The 21247-nt window shown below is 54.7% G+C and carries 19 protein-coding genes; 8 read left to right on the top strand and 11 right to left on the bottom strand.

Annotated features, from left to right (window positions below):
* Positions 1–65: 65 nt before the first annotated feature.
* Both SMB34_RS06400 and kdgD read right to left on the bottom strand, forming a co-directional pair.
* Entirely contained in the window at positions 66–1058 is a 993-nt protein-coding gene (locus SMB34_RS06400; RefSeq protein ID WP_037988597.1) for a TRAP transporter substrate-binding protein, read from the bottom strand.
* Positions 1059–1261: 203 nt separating this feature from the next.
* Positions 1262–2188, bottom strand: a complete 927-nt coding sequence (gene kdgD / locus SMB34_RS06395) for a 5-dehydro-4-deoxyglucarate dehydratase (RefSeq protein ID WP_037988596.1) — start codon at positions 2186–2188, stop codon at positions 1262–1264.
* Positions 2189–2477: 289 nt separating this feature from the next.
* Here kdgD and SMB34_RS06390 point away from each other — a divergent pair, with 289 nt between their 5' ends.
* Positions 2478–3242 (top strand): 2-keto-4-pentenoate hydratase, encoded by a 765-nt coding sequence (locus SMB34_RS06390; RefSeq protein WP_037988594.1) that lies wholly within the window; start codon positions 2478–2480, stop codon positions 3240–3242.
* A gap of 65 nt (positions 3243–3307) precedes the next feature.
* Here the strand turns inward: SMB34_RS06390 and SMB34_RS06385 are convergent, their stop codons facing one another.
* From SMB34_RS06385 to SMB34_RS06375, 3 genes are all read right to left on the bottom strand, one after another.
* Positions 3308–4210, bottom strand: coding sequence for an SMP-30/gluconolactonase/LRE family protein (locus tag SMB34_RS06385; protein ID WP_037988592.1), 903 nt, complete (start codon positions 4208–4210; stop codon positions 3308–3310).
* Between the two features lie 124 nt (positions 4211–4334).
* Positions 4335–5051 carry a FadR/GntR family transcriptional regulator gene (locus SMB34_RS06380; RefSeq protein WP_007091578.1) on the bottom strand — a complete coding sequence of 239 codons (717 nt, stop codon included), beginning with the start codon at positions 5049–5051 and terminating at the stop codon, positions 4335–4337.
* Between the two features lie 85 nt (positions 5052–5136).
* Entirely contained in the window at positions 5137–6120 is a 984-nt protein-coding gene (locus SMB34_RS06375) for an aldose epimerase family protein (protein WP_037988588.1), read from the bottom strand.
* A gap of 133 nt (positions 6121–6253) precedes the next feature.
* Here SMB34_RS06375 and SMB34_RS06370 point away from each other — a divergent pair, with 133 nt between their 5' ends.
* Positions 6254–6985: a FadR/GntR family transcriptional regulator gene (locus SMB34_RS06370; RefSeq protein WP_037988586.1), complete on the top strand. Its 732-nt coding sequence runs from the start codon at positions 6254–6256 to the stop codon at positions 6983–6985.
* 7 nt (positions 6986–6992) lie between these two features.
* Here the strand turns inward: SMB34_RS06370 and SMB34_RS06365 are convergent, their stop codons facing one another.
* The gene (locus SMB34_RS06365) at positions 6993–7727 is read right to left on the bottom strand and encodes an HAD family hydrolase (protein WP_051682154.1); all 735 of its coding nucleotides are present in this window, start codon (positions 7725–7727) and stop codon (positions 6993–6995) included.
* Positions 7728–7949: 222 nt separating this feature from the next.
* Here SMB34_RS06365 and SMB34_RS06360 point away from each other — a divergent pair, with 222 nt between their 5' ends.
* Positions 7950–9539: an FGGY-family carbohydrate kinase gene (locus SMB34_RS06360; protein ID WP_037988584.1), complete on the top strand. Its 1590-nt coding sequence runs from the start codon at positions 7950–7952 to the stop codon at positions 9537–9539.
* A 60-nt stretch (positions 9540–9599) separates the two neighbouring features.
* Here the strand turns inward: SMB34_RS06360 and SMB34_RS06355 are convergent, their stop codons facing one another.
* From SMB34_RS06355 to SMB34_RS06340, 4 genes are all read right to left on the bottom strand, one after another.
* A complete protein-coding gene (locus SMB34_RS06355; RefSeq protein ID WP_037988581.1) occupies positions 9600–10442 on the bottom strand; it encodes a fumarylacetoacetate hydrolase family protein in 843 nt (280 codons plus the stop codon).
* 137 nt (positions 10443–10579) lie between these two features.
* Positions 10580–11275 (bottom strand): dienelactone hydrolase family protein, encoded by a 696-nt coding sequence (locus SMB34_RS06350; RefSeq protein ID WP_037988580.1) that lies wholly within the window; start codon positions 11273–11275, stop codon positions 10580–10582.
* 112 nt (positions 11276–11387) lie between these two features.
* Positions 11388–13547: a dihydroxy-acid dehydratase domain-containing protein gene (locus tag SMB34_RS06345; protein WP_037988578.1), complete on the bottom strand. Its 2160-nt coding sequence runs from the start codon at positions 13545–13547 to the stop codon at positions 11388–11390.
* A 64-nt stretch (positions 13548–13611) separates the two neighbouring features.
* Entirely contained in the window at positions 13612–14373 is a 762-nt protein-coding gene (locus SMB34_RS06340; protein WP_037988575.1) for an SDR family NAD(P)-dependent oxidoreductase, read from the bottom strand.
* Positions 14374–14616: 243 nt separating this feature from the next.
* On the opposite strand from SMB34_RS06340, the gene xylF reads away from it, so the two are divergent.
* The 5 genes from xylF to SMB34_RS06315 all read left to right on the top strand — a co-directional run bounded on the left by xylF (position 14617) and on the right by SMB34_RS06315 (position 20357).
* The gene (gene xylF, locus SMB34_RS06335; RefSeq protein WP_007090589.1) at positions 14617–15648 is read left to right on the top strand and encodes a D-xylose ABC transporter substrate-binding protein; all 1032 of its coding nucleotides are present in this window, start codon (positions 14617–14619) and stop codon (positions 15646–15648) included.
* A gap of 84 nt (positions 15649–15732) precedes the next feature.
* Complete coding sequence (locus SMB34_RS06330; RefSeq protein WP_084716508.1) at positions 15733–16998, top strand: sugar ABC transporter permease; 1266 nt, start codon at positions 15733–15735, stop codon at positions 16996–16998.
* A gap of 12 nt (positions 16999–17010) precedes the next feature.
* A complete protein-coding gene (locus SMB34_RS06325) occupies positions 17011–17829 on the top strand; it encodes an ATP-binding cassette domain-containing protein (RefSeq protein WP_007090591.1) in 819 nt (272 codons plus the stop codon).
* Complete coding sequence (locus SMB34_RS06320) at positions 17826–19007, top strand: fumarylacetoacetate hydrolase family protein (RefSeq protein ID WP_051682153.1); 1182 nt, start codon at positions 17826–17828, stop codon at positions 19005–19007. Before SMB34_RS06325 ends, SMB34_RS06320 begins: the two co-directional genes overlap by 4 nt.
* Positions 19008–19112: 105 nt before the next feature.
* Complete coding sequence (locus SMB34_RS06315; RefSeq protein ID WP_037988569.1) at positions 19113–20357, top strand: ROK family transcriptional regulator; 1245 nt, start codon at positions 19113–19115, stop codon at positions 20355–20357.
* A gap of 84 nt (positions 20358–20441) precedes the next feature.
* Here SMB34_RS06315 and SMB34_RS06310 read toward each other — a convergent pair whose 3' ends face one another.
* A complete protein-coding gene (locus tag SMB34_RS06310; protein WP_037988567.1) occupies positions 20442–21167 on the bottom strand; it encodes a ribonuclease activity regulator RraA in 726 nt (241 codons plus the stop codon).
* Positions 21168–21247 lie beyond the last annotated feature (80 nt).

The following is a 21247-nucleotide window of genomic DNA, read 5'->3' as shown; positions in this document are numbered from 1 at the left end:
AAAGACTGGATACAAGCGTAAAGAAGGGCGGCGAGAATGTCGCCGCCCTTCCATGGCTTGATCAATTATTTCTGGGCGTCCTGGATCGCCTTGACCAGACCGGCCAGATCCGGGTTGGCTTTGATGAAGTTGTCATAGACAGGCTTCATCGCATCTTGGAACGCGGCCTTGTCAGCGATTTCGTTCACTTCGATACCGGCAGCAACAACTTTCTCTTTGGACTGTTCTGCACGTTCCGCCCAGGCAGCGCGCTGAACCTTGACCGACTCATCGGCTGCTTCCTGAAGGATTTTCTTTTCGTCATCCGACAGACCGTCATACAGCGCCTTGTTGACGCACAGGCATTCCGGAAGGATCAGGTGCTGGGTCACGGAATAGTATTTCGCCGCTTCGAAATGGCCCGAGCTGTCATAAGACGGATAGTTATTTTCCGCACCGTCGATCACACCGGTTTTAAGCGACTGGTAAACTTCGCCATACGGCATCGGGGTTGCGTTACCGCCAAGGGCACCAACCATCTGTACATACAGATCGTTGCTCATCACGCGGAATTTAAGCCCCTTGAGGTCTTCTGGCGTGTTGATCGGGTGCTTGGTGTTATAGAAGGAACGCGCACCTGAATCGTACCAGCCAAGTGCCTGAAGGCCCGCATTTGCAAGGCCGTCTGCGATCTGCTGACCTGCCGGACCATCCATGACGTCATGCATGGCATCGACGTTTTTAAAGATGAAAGGCAGCGAAACAACGTTGGCTTCCGGTGCGACTTCACCCAACGGACCAAGGTTGAAAACAGCCCAGTCCAGACCGCCAAGGCGAACCTGCTGGATGGCATCGGGCTGATCGCCCAGAACGCCGCCGTGATAAACCTTGGCTTCAAGGTTTCCACCGGATTTTTCATTGATCAGACGGGCGAATTCCTCCATTCCGGTCGAAACAGGATAGTCTGCCGGATGGATATTCCAGCCGCGCCATTCACGTGCTTGCGCACCGGCAACAAAAGCGACCGATATCGCCGCTGCGGCAAGTGTCAGCGTCGTGGTTTTCATAAACTTGTTCATTGATATTCCTCCCGTGACTTTATGTCGTTTAACGTTAAAGTCTTGTTTTCCCTGATGGGACCAGTTGTTGTCAGAAAACCTTACATCTTGTAACTTGTAACAACAAGTAATGGTTTTTCTGACAGCCGAATTTTGCGCGCCATTTACTTTTGCGGCGTCACAGAGGTAATCCCGGCAGAAGCCACCTGCCGGGGTCGTCAAGCTTAGGCAGCCTTAAGTGCGTCCTCGCCGAACGCCTTACGGATAACGTCAGCCAGCATGTCATGTTCTTCACCGCTCAGATCGGTAAGGGGGCTGCGAACCGGGCCGGTATCACGGCCAATAACGCGCATCCCTGCCTTGACGATCGACACGGCATAACCCGTGCCGCGATCACGCACCGCAAGATACGGATAGAAGAAGTCGGTCAGGATACGGTTCATCGTCGCATCGTCGTCAGTTGTCAGCGCGTCATAGAATTCCAGCGCCTGCTTGGGCAGGAAGTTAAAGATCGCTGACGAATAGGTGGTCACACCCGCCGCCTTGTATGCCTTGGCAAAAACTTCGGCCGTCGGCATCCCACCGATATAGGAAAGACGATCCCCCATCGTGACACAAACGCGCGTGACCAGTTCGATATCGCCGTGCCCATCCTTGAAGCCGACCAGATTGGGACACTCGTCACACAATTTCGAAAGCGTTTCAGCAGACAGGATCGAGTTGTCGCGGTTGTAAACAATCACACCGACACTCACCGCATTACAAACCGCCTTGACGCGCTCATACAGGCCTTCCTGCTTGGCACCAACCAGATATTGCGGCAGCAAAAGCAGGCCATCGGCACCGGCTTTTTCGCATTCACGGGCCAGTTCGACGGCCATGGCGGTGCCATAACCGCAACCAGCAATGATCGGGGTATCACCAGCAACTTCTTTCGCGACACGGACGGTTTCAACAACTTCCGCCGGGGTCAGCGAGAAAAATTCACCCGTACCACCAGCCGCAAACAGTGCCGCTGCCGGATACTGGGCCAGCCAGGCAACATGCGTACGGTAGGTATTCATATCCAGAGAACCATCCGCCCTGAACGGCGTAACCGGGAAAGACAGAAGACCGGCACCAATTGCCGTTTTCAGATCCTGATAATGCATAAAACGTCCTTCAATTCACAAGTCAGCGACATAATCTATGATGATCCTATAAATTCATCATATCATTGTGTCAATCATATTACTTATCGACTTTAGTCTGGGTGTAAAACCGCCACTTTCCAGGATTATTAACCGTTATCGCCTTTATCGAAAATCATCATACAAACGCAACCTACATCAAAAAGAGACGACTCCCGGAAATTGATATGATGACTTCATCCAAATGCTCCGCTAGGCTGCTGAGAACGCCACGAAAAACACTCCAAAAACATAAGGATAGGCACAGGGAATGACCGACATCACCAAAGCAAGCCGAATTCTGGCCGATGCTTTCACCCAAAACATCCTGATTGATCCCCTGCCCGACGGTGCCAACCCGACCGACTTCGAAACGGCGTACGAGGTTCAGCAGGCAACCCTTGCCCTGACAGGTGCAAAACAAACCGGCTGGAAGCTCTCGGTGGCAACACTTGACGCACAGGCGGGGCTTGGGCTTGACGGGCCGTTGATCGGGCCACTGCTTGATGGCCGGATCATTGCCGACGGAGCCACCATCACCACAAATGATGTCCATTTCCCGAATATCGAGGCCGAGATTGCCGTGGTCATGGCGAGCACTCCTGGTGCCAATGCTACCGCCAAAGCGATCCTTGATCACATCAAAAGCGTGCATCTGGCGATAGAGATCGCAGATCGCCGGTTTACCAAAAAACAGGGACCGGTCTCGACATTGGCCGATTTGAATTCCACCGGCTATCTGGTGCTTGGCCCGGAAATTGCCGATTGGCGCGAGATGGCGTTTCTGAATGGCCCGGTAGAAACACGGTCCGATGACAAGGTTCTGGCGCAAAACAGCGCCCCCGCCGCATGGCCTGATCCGTTTGGCGGATTGGCCTATCTGGTGCGGTTTCTGGCCAAACGCGGTCAGCACTTAAAAGCAGGCGATGTCATCACCACCGGGGCCTGCGCCCCGCCGACCTTGACCAAACATGGCCGTATCGAAGCGATTTTTGAAGGTGTCGGCACCGTGCGCGCCGAAATCAAAACCGCCTGAAAACGTACAGAAAATGGCAAAGGGGCCTTGCGCTGCAAACCGCACGGCCCTTTTGTTTTCAGTATCTATACATCTTCGCGGAACCGGTTGACCGGCACCCCCACGACATCGACACGCAGCATGACAAGTTTGCCCGCATCGGGGAATTCGGCGCGTTTATCAGCCGGGTAATTTTCCATGTGACTGGTGACATAAAGCGTTTTCATATCCACCCCGCCAAAGCACGGCATGGTCGGATTTGGCATCGGCATATCAATTGATAGCAACAAGGTACCATCAGGGGCAAAACGGTTCAGTTTGCCCGCCGAAACGCCTGCACTCCAATAACAGCCTTCCATGTCAACCGCCGCACCATCCGGGCGTCCGACCGTGTCGTTAAGGTCAAGGAAAAGCTCGCAATTACTGATCGCGCCGGTCTTGGCATCAAAATCCCAGCGATTGACCCAAGGCCCACGAGAATCCGAATGATACATAATGCGACCATCGGGCGACCATGCCAGACCGTTGGAAATCTTGATCCCGCCGACCTTGTGTTCGACTTCCCCCGATCCGGTCACGCGATACAGCGATGCCACGGGCTGCTTGTCGGCATTCTGATCCATGGTGCCGACCCAGAATGCCCCGTCCGGGCCGATTTTGCCGTCGTTAGTGCGGCTCATGTCATTATCGCCTTCGACCGCGGCAAGCTTTTCGCGCACCCCGGTTTTCGGATCAAACAGGATAATGTCACTTTTCAGCGCCACGACCAGACGCCCCTGATCGGTCAGACCGAAACAGCCGACTTCGCTTTCAAATGACCAGCTATGGCGCTGCCCGGTTTCGATATCAAGCGCATGGATTTTCTGACCGATGATATCGGCCCAGTAAAGGCGGTTATTGTCGCCGTCCCAGTTCGGGCATTCGCCCAGTTCAAACCGTTCCTCCAGCAGAATGCAGGGCTGCTGTACGGCTGAAATATCACCTGACATGATCCGTTCCTGTATTCTTTCCGACGCAATTCGTCATATGACTTGTGTGCAGGCGCACAGGGGCACTTGTCAACAAATTTGCGTGGAAACTTTACAGGATGTTCTGTGCGTGGAAGTCGCGACGTTACATATCACGCGCATGGTCGGTTACCCGCTGGCGGGCTTGATGCAGGTGATAGCGCATCAGCAATTCCGCGCTTTCGCCGTCCTGTCCACGGATCGCGTCATAAATCTGACGATGTTCCAAAAGAACCTTTTTTACCCTTTCGGCCGATCCGGTGCGCGTGATGTTCAAGGCGACATTCATGGTTTTGGCAATCACGCCATGTAGGGACGTCAGCATGGTGACAAAGATATCATTGCCGCTGGCGCGTGCGATTGACATGTGGAACTCAAAATCCGCCTGATCGGCTATATCACCGGCTGCAATGCCTTCTTCAAGCATCTTAAGCGCACGTTCGATGTCGCGATGATGACGCAGTGTGGCGCGTTCGGCGGCCATGCGCGCGGTTGCCCCCTCGATCGCAATGCGGGCTTCAAAACAGCGCAGTAACCCGGCCACATCATTGATCCCGCCAAACTCGATCAACCCTTGTGGTGGTCGTTTCTTGACGAATGATCCAACTCCCTGACGGGCATAGACCAACCCGTCAGACTGCAATTTGCGCAGGGCTTCGCGCACCACGGGCCGCGACACACCAAAGGATGCACATATTTCATTTTCAGAGGGCAGCTTGGCCCCTTCGGACAGATTGCCCGATACAATCTGCTCAAGTATCTGCCCATAAAGCTGATCCGCAAGCTTTTCACGCTTCTGGATTTTAAGTTGCAAGCCGGTCATTTCCCCAATCCCCGTCAACTTGTCATCTTGTCATTCTTACTTGTAAGTTTTATCGGCAAATACTTGCAGGGTAAAGGGGAAGCAATCAGTCGACGAGTGAATAATCGCGCCTGCCAATCTGCTCTTCATCCTGATCGACAAGACCATGACCCGATCCGGTCAAAAGGCTTGGCGTCAGCGTCATGACACCCGAAAGCGTATCATTATAGCCCAGCACCCTGACATCGCCGAATTCCTTGAAATCTGGACGATTATGGACGTTTGGCACATGCGATACCGGTTCGACACAAAATGTCTTGCCGTTGTCCGGGATATAGAATTGCAGGTTCGCCAACGTATCGCTGGCTTCCAGAAGCAGGCTTAACTGCCTGTCTGCCCAGACCATCGTCGCCTGTTTGTTCCAGCCGATATAATGAATATCCAGCCCCTTGTGATGGCGGATCATTTTTCCATCGGCAAAATCGCGACCAAGATCGATCACCGTGCGCGTAGTGGGTAACTTGCCTTCGTCCGTTCCGAAACAGTCGGTCGCAACAAACTGTACCCACGCACTTTCGCCGCCAGGGAACCATGGATGCAACCCGATCCCGTATGGCATCGGGTCCTTGCCAAGATGGCGCACACCGATTTCGATTGAAATGGTATCGTTTGCGACCTTGATCTGCTGCCAGGCGACATAACAAAAACCGGTCTGCGGATCATCATGTTTGTGATTGAGCCGGATGGTATCAACCGTTGGACGTTCGATCTCCCAGATACTTGAAATACCAAATCCGTGAATGGCATGCGGGTCCGGTGCCCGATTTACTGGAACATTGATGGTTTTGCCATCGAATTCGAACTGGGCATAACCCAGCCGGTTGGCAAAGGGTACCATCGGAAAACATCCAAGATGCGAAGGATTGCCCGATGTCAGGGAATAATCGTCAACCGGACGCAACAGGTTGACCACCCCGTTACCGTCGGGACGCACCCAGTCGATGCGCGAAATGGCCCCGCCGCGGGGCACAATTCCGACCCTGAACGGGCCACTGTTCCAGCGATATTCCGGTTCGGCCGATTTGGCCATTTTCCTTGCCTCATCACTATATCAAAATCATATGATGACTTTCCGTCACCAACATCGTAGGACTATTTCAGGATGTTAAATTCATCGTTATTAACATCCGGTTCCGATCATAGCGGATTTGCAGAGCAAGAAAATGAGCAACAACTCCGCGCAGAACGCGCCACGAAAAGTTTCGCTAACCGAAAAGGTCATTGCAAGCCTGCGTCACGAAATTGAAAGCGGCATGCGCACGCCCGGCAGCAAACTTCCGACCGAGCCGGTTTTGACCGAACAGTTCGGCGTCAGCCGCACGGTGGTCCGCGAAGCCATTGCAGCCCTTAAGGCCGATGGCCTGCTCGAACCGCGCCAAGGAGCAGGTGTGTTTGTGCTGGCTCCCAGTCCACGCAAACTAGGCAGTACGATCTTTGCCGTCGATTCCGCGCAGATTTCCGATGTCCTGGAAATTCTTGAACTGCGCATGGCCGTCGAGATCGAGGCCGCCGGTCTTGCCTGTGCACGAAGCTCTGCCGCCCAACAGGCCAAAATATACGAAGCCCTGCAGGAAATGACCGATTGCTTTGAACGCGGCAATCCGACCGAAAAGGCCGATTTCGAATTCCATCGCGCGATTGCCGATGCGACCAATAACCGGCGTTATGTCGAGTTTCTCGAACATCTGGGCGATAAAACCATCCCGCGCGCGCAATTGCGCCGCCGCCCTCCCGAGGTCGAAGACCAGAAAAACTATATGCAGAAAATTCTGGCCGAACACCATCGCATCTTTGATGCGATTGCATCGCGTGATGCCGAAACGGCCCGCACCGCAATGCGCGAACATCTCAGCCAAAGTCAGGCCCGCTATCAAAGCCTGCTGCGGCAGCGCTAGGCAGACTCTAGCTCTGCTCGATCAGGGTGACGATATCACGCATGTCATCGAAAACAATATCGGCCCCGGCGTCATAAAGCCGGGTCGATGCATCTTCACGCTGCCCGGCATAATGCCCGCCCCCGATATAACCGATGCAGGTCATGCCTGCTGCCACGGCGGCCTTCACCCCGGCAATCGAATCCTCGATCACGATTGCCTGATCCGGACGAAACCCCATTTTATCAGCGGCATATAAAAACAGGTCCGGTGCCGGTTTACCGTTCAGGACGAAATCGGCGCTGTAAATATCGGTTCCGAACCAATGGCCCAGTCCCGTCACCTTCATTGTCCGTTCAAGCCGCTGCACCGAACTGCTTGATGAAATGCAAAACGCGATCTTGCGTTTTTTAAGCGCGGCAAGGACCGTATCGATCGCGTCTGTTTTCCGAAGTTCAACGTCATAGCGGGCAAACAGGCGCTCATAAAAGAACGGCTTGAATTCGAGGGCAATGTCACGTCCGGTTTCAAGGCGGATATGTTCGATCGGGGCGACACTTGATCGCCCGGTAAAGCGTGCTGCAACTTCTGCTAGACTTAGCGGTGCACCGTAATGATCAAGCACATCGACAAGTGTCGCCAAGGAGATCGGTTCGCTGTCGACCAAGACGCCGTCACAATCAAAAAGAACGACACCCTTACCAGTCATGATCGGTGCCAGTGTCTGGGTGCGGACGTTATCTTGGACATTTCCGGGGGCCATGTTGAACCTGGCTTCATTGGGTTTGATGACAAAAGTCTATACAAATGCGAATATCACCGTCAACCAAAATGAGCATTTGACCAAATGATGCACTTTTGCTCAATTACGCATCATGTAAATTTATTGCGGACAAAAAGATACGCGGAAATCGCTTGAAATCAGGGTCGGATTTGCGCTCAAAACGCATCACACTACCAATCGGCCCCGCGGGAGGAAGATCAAATGAGCCCTACAGATAAGTTCATCATCGGTGTGGATGTTGGCACCGGAAGCGCACGCGCTGGCGTGTTTAGCGTCGATGGAAAGTTACTTGGCAGCGCCGCCCATGCCATCGCCATGAACAAGCCAAAACCTGATTTTGTCGAACAGGACTCGGAAAATATCTGGCAAGCGGTTTGCCAGTCGGTTCGCGATGCGCTGGCAAAATCAAATATTGCCGCCGATCAGGTCGCAGCCATCGGATTTGATGCCACCTGTTCGCTCGTGATCCGCGATATCGATAACCGTCCGCTTGGCGTAACACCGGGTGGTGCGGATAACTGGGATGTTATTGTCTGGATGGATCACCGTGCCATCCGCGAAGCCGAAGAATGCACCAAAACCGGCGCCAAGGTGCTAGAATATATCGGCGGCACCATGTCCCCCGAAATGGAATTGCCCAAACTGATGTGGCTGAAACGCCATCATCGTCAGAACTGGGATAAAATGGGCGCGGCATATGACCTTGCCGATTTCCTGTCTTTCCGCGCAACCGGCAGCAACGACCGGTCCTGCTGCACGATCACCTGTAAATGGACTTACCTGGCACATCAGGATGATCCGTGGGATCGCGCGTTTCTTGATCAGATCGACCTGGAAGATTTCCCTGCCAAGGCCGGAATTGACCGCAAGGCATTGGGTGTTGGTGATCTGATCGGCAATCTGTCAGATCAGGGGGCCGCCGAACTTGGCTTGACGACCGATTGCGTTGTGGGGGCAGGCTTGATTGATGCTCATGCAGGTGCCCTTGGCACGCTTGGCGAATATCTGGATGGCAATCTTGATGAACGCTTTGCCATGATTGCCGGAACATCCACTTGCCATATGGCTCTATCCTCCAAACCGCGTTTCATTAAAGGTGTCTGGGGCCCCTATTTCGGGGCGATTGCGCCGGGTCTTTGGCTCAACGAAGGAGGTCAGTCTGCAACCGGTGCGCTGCTTGATCATATCGTGGCCATGCATCCGTTTTCGCACGACATGGGCCGTGATGCGCACAAACTTGCCGGGGAAAAACTTTTGCCGCGAATGACGGAAACACCCGATCTTGCACCGCGCCTGCATGTCCTGCCCGATTTTCATGGCAATCGGTCGCCACTTGCCGACTCAGAAGCACTCGGCGTGATTTCAGGCCTCAGCCTTGATCAAAGTGAGGAAAGCTTCCTTGATCTTTACTGGGCAACTGCCTGCGCGATTGCCTATGGCACACGCCATATCATCGATGCGCTGAACGCGACGGGTTATGACATCAAACACATCCATCTCAGCGGCGGACACACCGCAAGCCCGCTTCTGGTCAAGCTTTATGCCGATGTTACCGGATGCAATGTCGTGATGTCCGATTGCGCCGAGCCGGTGCTGCTGGGGTCCGCCATGCTGGGCGCTGCCGCCCTTGATCCCGAAGGCGGCCTTGCCCTTGCATCGCGCCGGATGGCTGGCAAGGAAACTATCCACGCACCGGACCAAACCGCGAAGGACGCCCACGATAGGCGTTATGCCATTTTCCACAAGCTTCATGCCCACCGGCAGGAACTTGATGCCATGGCCCTAGGCTGATTCATCAAAAAAGCCCCGCAACATACACTGCGGGGCTTTTCATTTTGTTCACAAGCCTCATCAGGCCTGAACGGTTTTCTGACGCTGGCTTCCCAGCCCTTCGACGCCTAGTTGCATGACATCTCCGGGTTTCAGGAAGCGTTGCGGCGTCATGCCCATGCCAACACCGGGCGGGGTGCCGGTCGTGATGATGTCGCCCGGTTGCAGGGTCATGAATTTCGACAGATAGCTGATAAGATGGGCAACGCCGTAAACCATGGTTGCCGTGCTGCCATTCTGAACGCGTTCGCCGTTCAGCTCCAGCCAAAGGCAAAGGTTCTGCGGATCAGCAACCTCGTCACGTGTCACCAGCCACGGGCCAATCGGGCCAAAGGTATCGTGGCTTTTGCCCTTTACCCATTGGCCTGCATGTTCAAGCTGAAACGCACGTTCGGACACATCATTGACCACGCAATAACCGGCAACATGGCCAAGCGCCTCCGCCTCGGTCACATATTTGGCTTGCTTGCCGATCACGATGCCCAGCTCAACCTCCCAGTCAGATTTTTCCGACCCACGCGGGATTTCGACATCATCATTCGGGCCGCAAACCGCCGATGTTGCCTTGAAAAAGATGATCGGCTCGGGCGGCACCTGCATGCCCGCCTCGGCGGCATGATCGGAATAGTTCAAACCGATGCAAATGAACTTGCCAGGTTTGGCAACACAGGCACCAATTCGCGGATTGCCCGAAACTGCCGGAAGGTTTTTGGGATCAAGGGCTGCGATTTTGGTAAAGGTCGCATCGGAAATGGTATCGGGATTGAAATCCTCGATCACCGCTGAAAGATCGCGGATTACACCATCCGGATCAAGAAGCCCGGGCTTTTCCGCACCGGCAGCTCCAAAACGCAGAAGTTTCATTTACTTATTCCTCCCATGATCGATTTATTTGCATTCCTCATACAAATAAACCATCCCTTGGTCCAGCAACGATCATTGATCTTGTAAATTAAAAGGGCCGCAGATTTGCGGCCCTCGTTGGGATCACGTTGTGACGATCACACAAGATTGGCTTGGAAAAACTCGGCCGTCCGCGCATTGGCGGTTTCTGCATCCTTCTCGTCGTAATGCGCCCCGCCCTTGCGCGCAAACGCATGATCGCGACCGGGATAGAAATGAAGCTCGGTCAACGGATGGTCATCAAGCGCATCCTTGATAACGGCCTGTGCATCGGCGGGGATATATTCATCATTCCCGGCCAAGTGAATGATCACCGGCTGTTTGATCTTCCCGGCTTCACCGACATAATTGTTCATGCCGCCGCCGTAATAGACTGCAAAGGCATCGCCATCAGTGCGCGTCGCCGACAGGAAGGTCAAAAGCCCGCCAAGGCAGAAACCGACAACACCGGCCTTGCCATTTGCACCATCAATCTTGCGTGCTGCCGTCAGGGTTGCCGCAATATCCTCGACACCCTTATCGACATTGAATGCCTGATAATAGCCAAATGCCTGTTTCCATTCTTCTTCGGTCTTGTCGGTGATTTCGATCCCCGGCTCGATCCGCCAGAACAGATCGGGACAAACCGCGATATAGCCCTGTTTGGCATAATCATCGGCAATGCTACGCATCACGGCATTAACACCAAAGATTTCCTGAATAACCACCACCACCGGTGCCGGTAATTTGGCTGGCATGGCAACATAGGCATCGAAATTACCGTTCGGCGTCTGCACCGTCAGCTTGCTGGTCATGATGGTCCTCCTTGTCGATATCAGATTTTCCGGCGACGCCGGTTCTTTCCCTGATGAGGTATTGGATCATACTGATTTCGCAAGGGCGTGGCAGAAATCCCTCCCCCTCAGATCAGCTTCGCCACGGATTGACCGCACGACGATCCACCACACCGGGGACAATCCCGCGTGCAGCGTTCGATACATGATCCATCACGTTGCTGGCTGCGATATCGTATTGACGTGCGATCATGCGTTTTTGCCGTTCAGCAAATAACGACGCACGATCCGCCAGATCAATCGGGCTTCCGGCCGTTTCCATCCCTGCAAGGAACGCATCGCGATCCAGCCAGTCCAGTGTATTTTTTGTCAGATCAAGACGCAGCACATCCCCGTCGCGCAGATGACCGATGCCGCCACCCACGAATGCCTCGGGCACCATATGGCCGATACACGCCCCCTTGGTCACGCCGGAATAACGGCCATCAGTGATCAGCATGCTTGACGCTTCAAGGATGCGATGGTGGCGCAGGTTCTGGGACGGTGAAAACATTTCCGGCATGCCATAGGCTTCCGGCCCCTGCCCGCCAATCACAAAGGCAAAGGACAAATGCCCCTGTGCCAGCATATCCTTGGGGGCGTCCATATCAACCCGGTTACCACCATTGCGCCGGACCACGGCTGCAATCAGTTCTTCGTCCACGCCATCGGTTTCAATCAGGCGCGTCACCAGATCGGGCGAGGCAAAATCAGCGTTACAGACATGCTCATTTTCATAATAGCGTACGATGAAAACGTGATTGTCGAAATGTTCGATCAGATGGTCGCTCATGCCCGATGTCTTGACCGCACAATTTTCAAAGAAGCTGCCGGTCAGAACATCCACGCCGGACCGCTTGCGTACAGGGGTCGCCCGGATAACCGATTTATCGCCAAGTGACAGATCGACGGGGTTTTCAAGATTGGCAATCCGTTCGCCCCATGTTTTGCCAAGAACCGTCGGCGCATCCAGATCCATCGCCACACCAAGATCGGCAAGAACGCGATAGATACTTTCCATACCACGATTTTTGCCTTCGGCCATTTGCTGGGCCAGAACAAAGGTATCGCGATTTTCCGTCAGGCTATGGGCGAAGATTTCCGGCACCGGCGTTTTAAGACGCACATCCTGATAATCATCAATCGTCACGTCAAACCCGGCATAGCGCATCATGAAGGGCAAATGCAGCAGCATGTTGCTGCTTGACCCCGTGGCATTATGAATACGCACGAAATTGGCAAAGTTGCGTTTCAACAGATTGCTGATCGCATATTCGGGTTTGTTGAAGACCCCAAACATCGCATCAATCCCGGCCGCCACTGCTGCATAGGGCGGCACATCGGTAAGCAATTCCAGTTCGGGCGGTGTCAGGCCAAAGGCAGCCAGCATGGTGCGCGATGAATTACCTGTACCGTTAAAGGCGCAAATTCCCCCCTTGGAATCACAGGTCGCCCCGGCAAGCTCATCAAGAACCCGGCGCTCCATCTTGCCATCGATAATGCCCAATAACCGCGCCCGGTCCAGCAACCCGGCAAAGGCTTCGTCAGACGTGCATTGCAGAATATAGCGCATATTTTCGCGAATATCCGAACCAAGGTCATCATGCCCGGCCCGATCTGCATCATCGGCAATTTTATCCAGCAACCGGCGGGTTCCATCGGGAATTTCCCCGCCCTTCAGGACGTGGGACGGGGCAAACACCGCCCAGACCGGGGCCTGATCACCACGATATTTGCGCGCCTGATCGGCGGCTGCCAGCCCAGCCACCACCGCGGCGGGTGATTTGTCGCACCCGGCAATGACGTAGGCCGCATGATAGCTGTGGCCTTCAAAGGTAATATTGACCGCCGCCGCCGTATGGTTCCGCGATGCCAGGGAATAGCTTTGGCCGATATTATTCTGCGCGGTGCCATCGCAAATTACCGGCACATGAAACAGGAACGGCACCCCACCCATTTCCCATATGCGAATTGCCGCCATCAAAGCCTGTGGCCGATCCAGCAAATGCGCCGGATGATCCGGGGCCCCGCCAATAATCGCAATGCGTGGCCGGTTTTCCACCAGTCGCCCGACCACATCTCGGATTTCGGGTACATTGAATTTCCGGTCGCTGGCGACAACCGGGTTTTCATTCACCGCATCGCGCAATAGCCGCACAACCGTAATCGGCTGATTGGCTAGCCCCTGAATGCAGTCGCGATAGGGATTGGCTTTTTCGTCAATGGTGATGGCATTGGGAAGGGATTGGGGCATGATGGTCTCTGACTGCGGGAATCGGGACGAAATGGTGCGAATTTATTTGATTGGTGGCAGACTATCAGACAAGCCCGCCATCGACGATAAAGCTTTGTGACGAGCACGCCGATGATACGTCGGATGCCAGGAAAAGCACCATCTGTGCAACATCATCCCCGACAAGGCGGCGTTTGACGCATTGCTGTGATTGAATGCGTTCCTCGTCCTCCGGGCTGATCCAAAGATCAAGCTGGCGCTGGGTAATAATACAGCCCGGAATCACGGTATTGACCCGAATGCCATCCGCACCCCAGTCACGTGCCAAGGCGCGTGTCATGCCGACAATGCCTGCCTTAGCGGTTTCATAACCGACCAGATCGGGCAACCCCATCAAGTAACTTACCGAACTGAAATTAATGATGCTGCCACGGCCCTTTTCGGCCATGCCCTTTGCCACGGCACGCGAACAGAAAAACTGATGTGACAGATTGACATCAAGCTTCTCACGCCATTCATCCGGCCCGGTTTCTTCTGGACTGTGGCGATCATCGCGAGCCGCATTATTGACCAGCACATCAATCACACCGATTTTCGATGCCATTTCGGTAACGGCCTTGGGAATCCGAACCTGATCACGCAGATCAAGCGAGATATAATGCGGGCGCACGCCCAGATCGTTTTCGATTTCGGCACACAGTTTTTCCGCGGCAGCATCATCGATATCAAAAAAGCCGACCCGCGCGCCCTGCGCACAAAAAGCCCGGACGATAGACGCCCCGATGCCCGACGCGCCACCGGTCACCAGAACCGATTTGCCCTCTATGTCGTGATAACTCGCTGTCATGACGTTCCCTGACTTGTTTTCATCTTTTATTTTTCACTATCAAATTAAATGCTGCGCTGCACCAACTCAAATCCGCCTGAAATCAACCAATGATGCGGATTAACGGTGGATTTGAGCGTAAAAGCGAGATTTTTAATTTGTTCATTAAAAAAAATTTGACAGGACGGATCGAAGGCGTCAACATTTTTTCGACAACAAAAATAAATGTCACTGCAAGACACATATCATTCAGGGAAGAAACAGATGAAAAAACTCCTCTCCTCGGTCGCACTGGCCGGTGCCGTGCTGTTTTCCGCTAACGCCTTTGCCGACGATCTGATCGTTGGTGTCAGCTGGTCGAACTTCCAGGAAGAACGCTGGAAAACCGACGAAGCCGCCATTGTCAAGGCGCTTGAAGCAGCTGGCGCACAATATATCAGCGCCGACGCCCAAAGCTCGCCCTCCAAACAGCTTTCCGATATCGAAAGCCTGATTTCGCGTGGTGCAGATGCCTTGATCGTTCTGGCACAGGATTCCTCATCCATTGGTGCTGCAGTCACGCAGGCGATCAATGAAGGCATTCCGGTGGTTGGTTATGACCGCCTGATCGAAGACCCGAACGCCTATTACATTACCTTCAACAACAAGGAAGTCGGCCGTCTTCAGGCCGAAGCCGTGTTTGCCCAACAGCCGAAAGGCAATTACGTATTCATCAAAGGCGCACCGACCGACCCGAACGCCAATATCCTGCATGAAGGGCAGCTTGAAATCCTTCAGGCGGCAATCGATAGCGGCGATATCAAGGTTGTCGGCGAAGCCTATACCGATAGCTGGCAGCCAGCCATCGCCCAGCGCAACATGGAACAGTTCCTGACTGCTGCCGATAACAAGGTTGACGCCGTTGTCGCCTCGAATGACGGCACGGCGGGTGGCGTTGTGGCCGCCCTTTCCGCACAGGGCATGCAAGGCATTCCGGTTTCCGGTCAGGATGGCGATCACGCCGCCCTTAACCGTGTTGCGCTTGGCACCCAGACGGTTTCGGTCTGGAAAGATGCCCGCCTTCTGGGACAGCGCGCGGCCGAAATCGCGGTTGAACTGGCAAAAGGCACCAAACTGGGTGACGTCGAAGGAACCCAGGATTGGAACAGCCCGAACGGTGTCACCATGAAGTCCTACTTCCTTGATCCGGTCGCGATCAACCAGAACAAGCTTGATCTTGTGATCGACGCGGGCTGGGTATCCAAGGACGTCGTCTGCAAAGGGGTTGAAAGCGGCAAGGTCGCTGCCTGTAACTAGGCAGGTTTCCTCCATCCGACCTTGTTAAACCCCGGGGCCGGCCGCATCTGATCGACCGGCCCCGCTGCCTGACGAGCATTTTACATGACAAGACTACTTGCCAAGATGGAAGTCGACCGCCGCCTTGTAGGGCTCGCCGTTGTGCTTCTGGTTATCTGGATCGGCTTTGACATCGCATCCGGCGGACGCTTCATCACCCCGCGCAATATCTTCAACCTGTCGGTTCAGACGGCATCCGTTGCCGTGATGGCGTGCGGGATGGTGCTGATTATCGTCACCCGCCATATCGACCTTTCGGTCGGTGCGATACTGGGTGTTCTTGCGATGATCATGGGTGTCGTGCAATCCGACATCCTGCCACAATTCCTTGAATACAATCACCCGATGACATGGATCATCACCCTTATTGTCGGGTTGGTGATCGGGGCGGCAATTGGTGGCATACAGGGGCTTGCCGTTGGCTATCTTAGCGTTCCGGCCTTTATTGTGACCCTGGGCGGGCTTCTGGTCTGGCGCGGGGCGGCATGGTGGGTCACGCAAGGGCGTACTGTTGCCCCGCTTGATCACAATTTCATGCTGCTGGGCGGCGGGATCGAAGGCACGATTGGCGCAACCTGGAGCTGGATTGTCGCAGCCATCGCCATTGTCGCCATCATCTATGCCGCCATCATGGAACGTCGCAGCAGGCTTTCCTTCCAGTTCCCGGTCAAACCGATCTGGGCGGAATATACCAATACACTGATCAAGGCCGGGCTGGTTCTGGTGGCGATCATCACATTGAACGCCTATCATCTACCCGAACGTGCAGCCGAACGCATTCTTGAAGATCGCGGTATTCCGGTGACGCCGGAAAACCTTATGATTTCGCACGGCATTCCGATTCCGCTTCTGATTGTTGCCCTTGTGGCGATTGTTCTGACCATCGTTGCCAAACGCACCCGGTTCGGGCGCTACGTTTTCGCCATGGGCGGCAACCCACAGGCCGCCGAACTGGCAGGCATTAACGTCAAACGCATGACGGTTGCGGTTTTTGCCCTGATGGGAATTCTGTGCGCGATCAGTGCGGCGATTTCATCGGCACGCCTGCAATCGGCGGGCAATGACCTTGGCACGCTTGACGAATTGCGCGTGATTGCCGCGGTTGTGATCGGCGGAACGTCGCTGGCCGGCGGTGTCGGCACCATCTATGGCGCGCTGATCGGTGCCCTTGTGATGCAAAGCCTGCAAAGCGGCATGGCGCTTCTGGGTGTTGATACATCACTGCAAAGCATCGTCATCGGCCTTGTGCTTGTCCTTGCCGTGTTCAGCGACAAATATTTCCACCGTCGCTATAGCGACCCGACCAGTTAGGAGTATGGGGAAATGAACGATATCAAAACCGGTCAAAACCCGCTGGTCGAAATGCGCGACATCCATATCAGCTTTGGCGGGGTCAAGGCGGTCGACGGGGTTTCCATTGATCTTTATCCCGGCGAGGTGGTTGGCGTGCTTGGCCATAACGGTGCAGGCAAATCAACTCTGATCAAGGTGCTTTCGGGTGCATACAAGGCCGACACCGGCCAGATCATTGTTGATGGCCGCGAAGCCAAAATCGAAAATGCCCGCGATGCGCGCGACAACAATATCGAAACCATCTATCAGAACCTTGCCCTTGCCGATAATCTTGATGCCGCGCAGAACCTGTTTCTCGGCCGTGAAATCGTTGATAAATTTGGCTTTCTTGACGATGCCGCGATGGAACACAAGGCGCGTGAAGTGCTTCATCGCCTGAACCCGAATTTCCATAAATTCACATCCCCCGTTTCTGCACTTTCGGGCGGGCAACGGCAATCGGTGGCAATTGCGCGTGCCCTTTTGTTCGAAGCCCGCGTTCTGATCATGGATGAACCGTGTGCCGCCCTTGGCGTGCATGAAACCCGCATGGTCGGCGAACTGATTGATCAACTTAAACGCGACGGGCTCGGTATTTTGTTGATCAGTCACGATCTTCATGATGTGTTTGATTTGTCTGATCGTTTGCATGTTATGAAGAACGGCAAGCTGGTCGGCACCGTCCCGACCAAAGATGTTACCCATGATGACGTTCTTGGAATGATCATTCTGGGCAAAATGCCCGATCATCTTTTGCATCTTGCCGGACCGGGTGCCACCAACGCCCCGAACAAAGAGGCCCTTCAATGACTATCGACTTCCCAAATACCGCAAGCGACATCCTGCCCGACGATCATGGCAATGCCATTCTGGTTGGTCGCGTCTGGGATCCGCGCGTTTCCGGCCCGACCCCGGTTGTTGTCGATCAGGGCAACCTTCGCGATATCAGCAAACTGGCCCCGACCATCAGTCAGCTTCTTGAACGCGATGACCTGGTATCACAGCTTCGCAATCCGTCTGGTTTCCCGCTGGTGGGTACTTTGGATGACATTGTTGCCGCATCAAAACCCGGTGCAGGATCGCAAACACTTCATTTGCTCAGCCCCAACGACCTTCAGGCGATCAAAGCCAGTGGCGTGACATTTGTTGCAAGTCTTCTGGAACGTGTGATCGAAGAACAGGCGCGCGGCGACGCCAGCAAGGCCGACCTGATCCGCGCAGAAATCACCGGCATCATCGGCGATGACCTGTCGCAAATCGAACCGGGATCTAAAAAGGCCGCCGACATCAAGGAAGTCCTGATCGCCAAAGGCGCATGGTCGCAATATCTTGAAGTCGGGATTGGCCCGGATGCGGAAATCTTTACCAAATCCCCGCCGATGTCCGCCGTCGGTCATGGCGCGCATGTCGGCCTGCATCCGATTTCAAACTGGAACAACCCGGAACCCGAAGTGGTTCTGGCTGTCAGCTCAAAGGGCAAAATCGTCGGCGCCACCCTTGGCAATGATGTCAATCTGCGCGACGTCGAAGGCCGCTCCGCCCTGCTTCTGGGCAAGGCAAAGGACAATAACGGCTCCTGCGCCATCGGGCCGTTCATCCGCATTTTTGATGGTAATTTCACGCTTGAAACCGTCAAGCAGGCCGATCTTGAAATGGCGGTCGACGGGCAGGATGGCTATCACCTTGATGCTGGATCCTCCATGAGCCAGATCAGCCGCTCACCCGAAAGCCTCGCCGCACAGGCATGCGGCAAACATCATCAATATCCGGATGGCTTCATGCTGTTTCTGGGCACCATGTTTGCGCCCACCGATGATCGTGGTGGTGCTGGCAAGGGCTTCACCCACGAAATGGGCGATCTCGTTACCATTTCGACCCCCTGCCTCGGCAAGCTTTGCAATCAGGTCGAGCGGTCCGATACCATTGCGCCATGGACCTTTGGCATTACGGCACTGATGACCAATCTGGCCGCACGTGGATTGCTTTAACCCGCTGCATCACCAGCTTGCCAAAACGATAAAAAACATGCCCTTATCCGGAACCGGGTTTGCCCCCGGTTCCGATCCCGCCTTGCAGAATAACAGGCCCCGCCGATGAGCCGTCGAACCGATCACGATACCCCACGCCAGCCATCCCAGATTGCCATTCTGCGTTTTCTGCGTATTCATGGCCCTGCCGCCCGTATCGATATCGGCAACGCCACCGGATTAAGCCCGGCGACAGTAACATCGCTGACCGCCGATCTGATTGCCCAGGGGCTGGTAAAGGAAACACAAGGCGCACCAAACGGCACAAATGGCAATAACGGCCAAAGCGCTACACGCGGCCGCCCCAAGGTTCTACTTGATCTTGTGCCCGGCGCGGCCTGTGTGGTTGGCGTTAAACTAACGATCAATCTGGTTGAAATCGCACTGGGCAATTTCAAGGGCGAGATTGAACGCAGCATCCAGCACAGCATCAACACACGTGATCTTGATGAAACATCGCTGGTGACAACACTTTGCGATCTGATTGATCAGTTCATTTCCGATAACCGCGACATTGCACCAAACCCGCCCATCGGGATCGGTATCGCCATTCAGGGCGTTGCCGACAGCAACAGCGGCGAAATCATCTGGTCACCGGCCCTTCGCAATCGACATATCGCAATCACCAAACCGTTGCGCGAACGCTTTGGCGGCATTGTACAGATGTCAAACGATGCTAACTGCATTGCAACTGCCATCACCCAGAATAACGATCTTGGCGGCAATGGTGATTTTGCCGTCATCATGCTAGGCTACGGCGTCGGCATGGGGCTTGTCCTGAACGGGGCGGTGTATAATGGCCATTTTGGCGCTGCCGCCGAATTCGGTCACATGAAATATCAACCCGATGGCCCGCTTTGCAATTGCGGACGACGCGGTTGTATCGAAGCCTATATCGGGGATTACGCCATTCTGCGCGATGCCAGTGGCCTGATTGATATGCCCGATGCCAACAACCTGCATCCCAGCGAAAAACAGATGATGGATCTGGTCAAACGGGCACGTGACGGCCACGAAGATCTTGCCGATCTGTTCCGCCACGCCGGAAAGGTACTCGGATATGGCATTGCCAATCTGATCGCCCTTCTGGGACCGGAACGCATCCTGATCACCGGTTCCGGCGCACGGGCCTACGATCTGATGGAACCCGAAATCGAACGTGGCCTTCGCGAGGCACAGGTGCCGGAACTGCGTAACGGGCCCAAGATCATCCACCTGCCGTGGGACAAGGATCTGGCATTGCAGGGTGCAATCGGCCAAAGCCTTTTGCGCCATGACGAAAGCATGTTCGCCAATCCACCGGCAAACTGACCGGATCACTTGGCTAGACCCGAAATGCAAAAAGCCGCCCGAGACGGGGCGGCTTTACGCGATATTCAGCAAAGCATAACGGGATCAGCGACCCGTTTTTTTGCGCCATGCCTCATAATTGGCTTTGGTTTCGTCCTTGGTCGCCGGATAAAGGCCGATGATCGGCTTGCCGGCCAGAACTTCTTGCAGAACGAAGTCCTCGAAGCTCTCCATGCCTGCGCATTCTTCGGCCAGTTCGTCGGCAAGATGGGCCGGAATGACAACAACGCCATCCTTATCCCCGACCAGAACATCCCCCGGGAAAACCGGCGCATCGCCACACCCGATCGGCACGTTAAGGTCATAGGCCTCGTGCAGGGTCAGGTTGGTCGGTGCCGACGGACGGTTGTGATAGGCGTGAATATCAAGTTTGCCAATACCCTCCGCATCGCGGAAACCACCATCGGTAACGATACCGACAACGCCGCGCTTCATCAGACGGGTTACAAGGATCGAGCCCGCCGATGCCGCCCGGGCATCCTTGCGGCTATCCATCACCAGAACATGACCAGCCGGGCATTGTTCAACCGCAACACGCTGCGGATGATTAGGATCGCGGAAAACCTCGATCGGGTTGCGGTCTTCACGTGCCGGGATATAGCGCAGGGTATAGGCCTGCCCGACCATGTTCTCGCCTTTTGGCGCAACCGGGCCAACCTCCTGAATAAACTGATTGCGCAGACCGCGTTTGAACAGGGCGGTGCACAGCGATGCCGTGCTGACCCGTTTAAGCTTCTCGCGCGTTGCGCCACCAAGGACATAATCGCTCATTATCTGAACTCCGTAGGTACGCCGGGGTGCAATCACCCCGGCAAATCAATGAAAGGCGATCAGGCCAAATCAGTCGGCAG

It is taken from the genome of Thalassospira permensis NBRC 106175, from assembly GCF_000714555.1.
Classification (GTDB): domain Bacteria; phylum Pseudomonadota; class Alphaproteobacteria; order Rhodospirillales; family Thalassospiraceae; genus Thalassospira; species Thalassospira xiamenensis.
Note: the sequence above shows the minus strand (reverse complement) of the source record. Positions and strands in the feature narration are given on the sequence as shown.

Excerpts from the sequence above, each read along its gene's own strand:
- SMB34_RS06350 (WP_037988580.1), bottom strand. The coding sequence starts at position 11,275 with ATGACCAGCAAGCTGACGGTGCAGACGCCGAACGGTAATTTCGATGCC.
- SMB34_RS06345 (WP_037988578.1), bottom strand. The coding sequence starts at position 13,547 with ATGCCCCAATCCCTTCCCAATGCCATCACCATTGACGAAAAAGCCAAT.
- SMB34_RS06400 (WP_037988597.1), bottom strand. The coding sequence starts at position 1,058 with ATGAACAAGTTTATGAAAACCACGACGCTGACACTTGCCGCAGCGGCG.
- SMB34_RS06370 (WP_037988586.1), top strand. The coding sequence starts at position 6,254 with ATGAGCAACAACTCCGCGCAGAACGCGCCACGAAAAGTTTCGCTAACC.
- SMB34_RS06315 (WP_037988569.1), top strand. The coding sequence starts at position 19,113 with ATGAGCCGTCGAACCGATCACGATACCCCACGCCAGCCATCCCAGATT.
- SMB34_RS06385 (WP_037988592.1), bottom strand. The coding sequence starts at position 4,210 with ATGTCAGGTGATATTTCAGCCGTACAGCAGCCCTGCATTCTGCTGGAG.
- SMB34_RS06365 (WP_051682154.1), bottom strand. The coding sequence starts at position 7,727 with ATGGCCCCCGGAAATGTCCAAGATAACGTCCGCACCCAGACACTGGCA.
- SMB34_RS06360 (WP_037988584.1), top strand. The coding sequence starts at position 7,950 with ATGAGCCCTACAGATAAGTTCATCATCGGTGTGGATGTTGGCACCGGA.
- SMB34_RS06375 (WP_037988588.1), bottom strand. The coding sequence starts at position 6,120 with ATGGCCAAATCGGCCGAACCGGAATATCGCTGGAACAGTGGCCCGTTC.
- kdgD (WP_037988596.1), bottom strand. The coding sequence starts at position 2,188 with ATGCATTATCAGGATCTGAAAACGGCAATTGGTGCCGGTCTTCTGTCT.
- xylF (WP_007090589.1), top strand. The coding sequence starts at position 14,617 with ATGAAAAAACTCCTCTCCTCGGTCGCACTGGCCGGTGCCGTGCTGTTT.
- SMB34_RS06320 (WP_051682153.1), top strand. The coding sequence starts at position 17,826 with ATGACTATCGACTTCCCAAATACCGCAAGCGACATCCTGCCCGACGAT.
- SMB34_RS06340 (WP_037988575.1), bottom strand. The coding sequence starts at position 14,373 with ATGACAGCGAGTTATCACGACATAGAGGGCAAATCGGTTCTGGTGACC.
- SMB34_RS06355 (WP_037988581.1), bottom strand. The coding sequence starts at position 10,442 with ATGAAACTTCTGCGTTTTGGAGCTGCCGGTGCGGAAAAGCCCGGGCTT.
- SMB34_RS06325 (WP_007090591.1), top strand. The coding sequence starts at position 17,011 with ATGAACGATATCAAAACCGGTCAAAACCCGCTGGTCGAAATGCGCGAC.
- SMB34_RS06390 (WP_037988594.1), top strand. The coding sequence starts at position 2,478 with ATGACCGACATCACCAAAGCAAGCCGAATTCTGGCCGATGCTTTCACC.
- SMB34_RS06380 (WP_007091578.1), bottom strand. The coding sequence starts at position 5,051 with ATGACCGGCTTGCAACTTAAAATCCAGAAGCGTGAAAAGCTTGCGGAT.
- SMB34_RS06310 (WP_037988567.1), bottom strand. The coding sequence starts at position 21,167 with ATGAGCGATTATGTCCTTGGTGGCGCAACGCGCGAGAAGCTTAAACGG.
- SMB34_RS06330 (WP_084716508.1), top strand. The coding sequence starts at position 15,733 with ATGACAAGACTACTTGCCAAGATGGAAGTCGACCGCCGCCTTGTAGGG.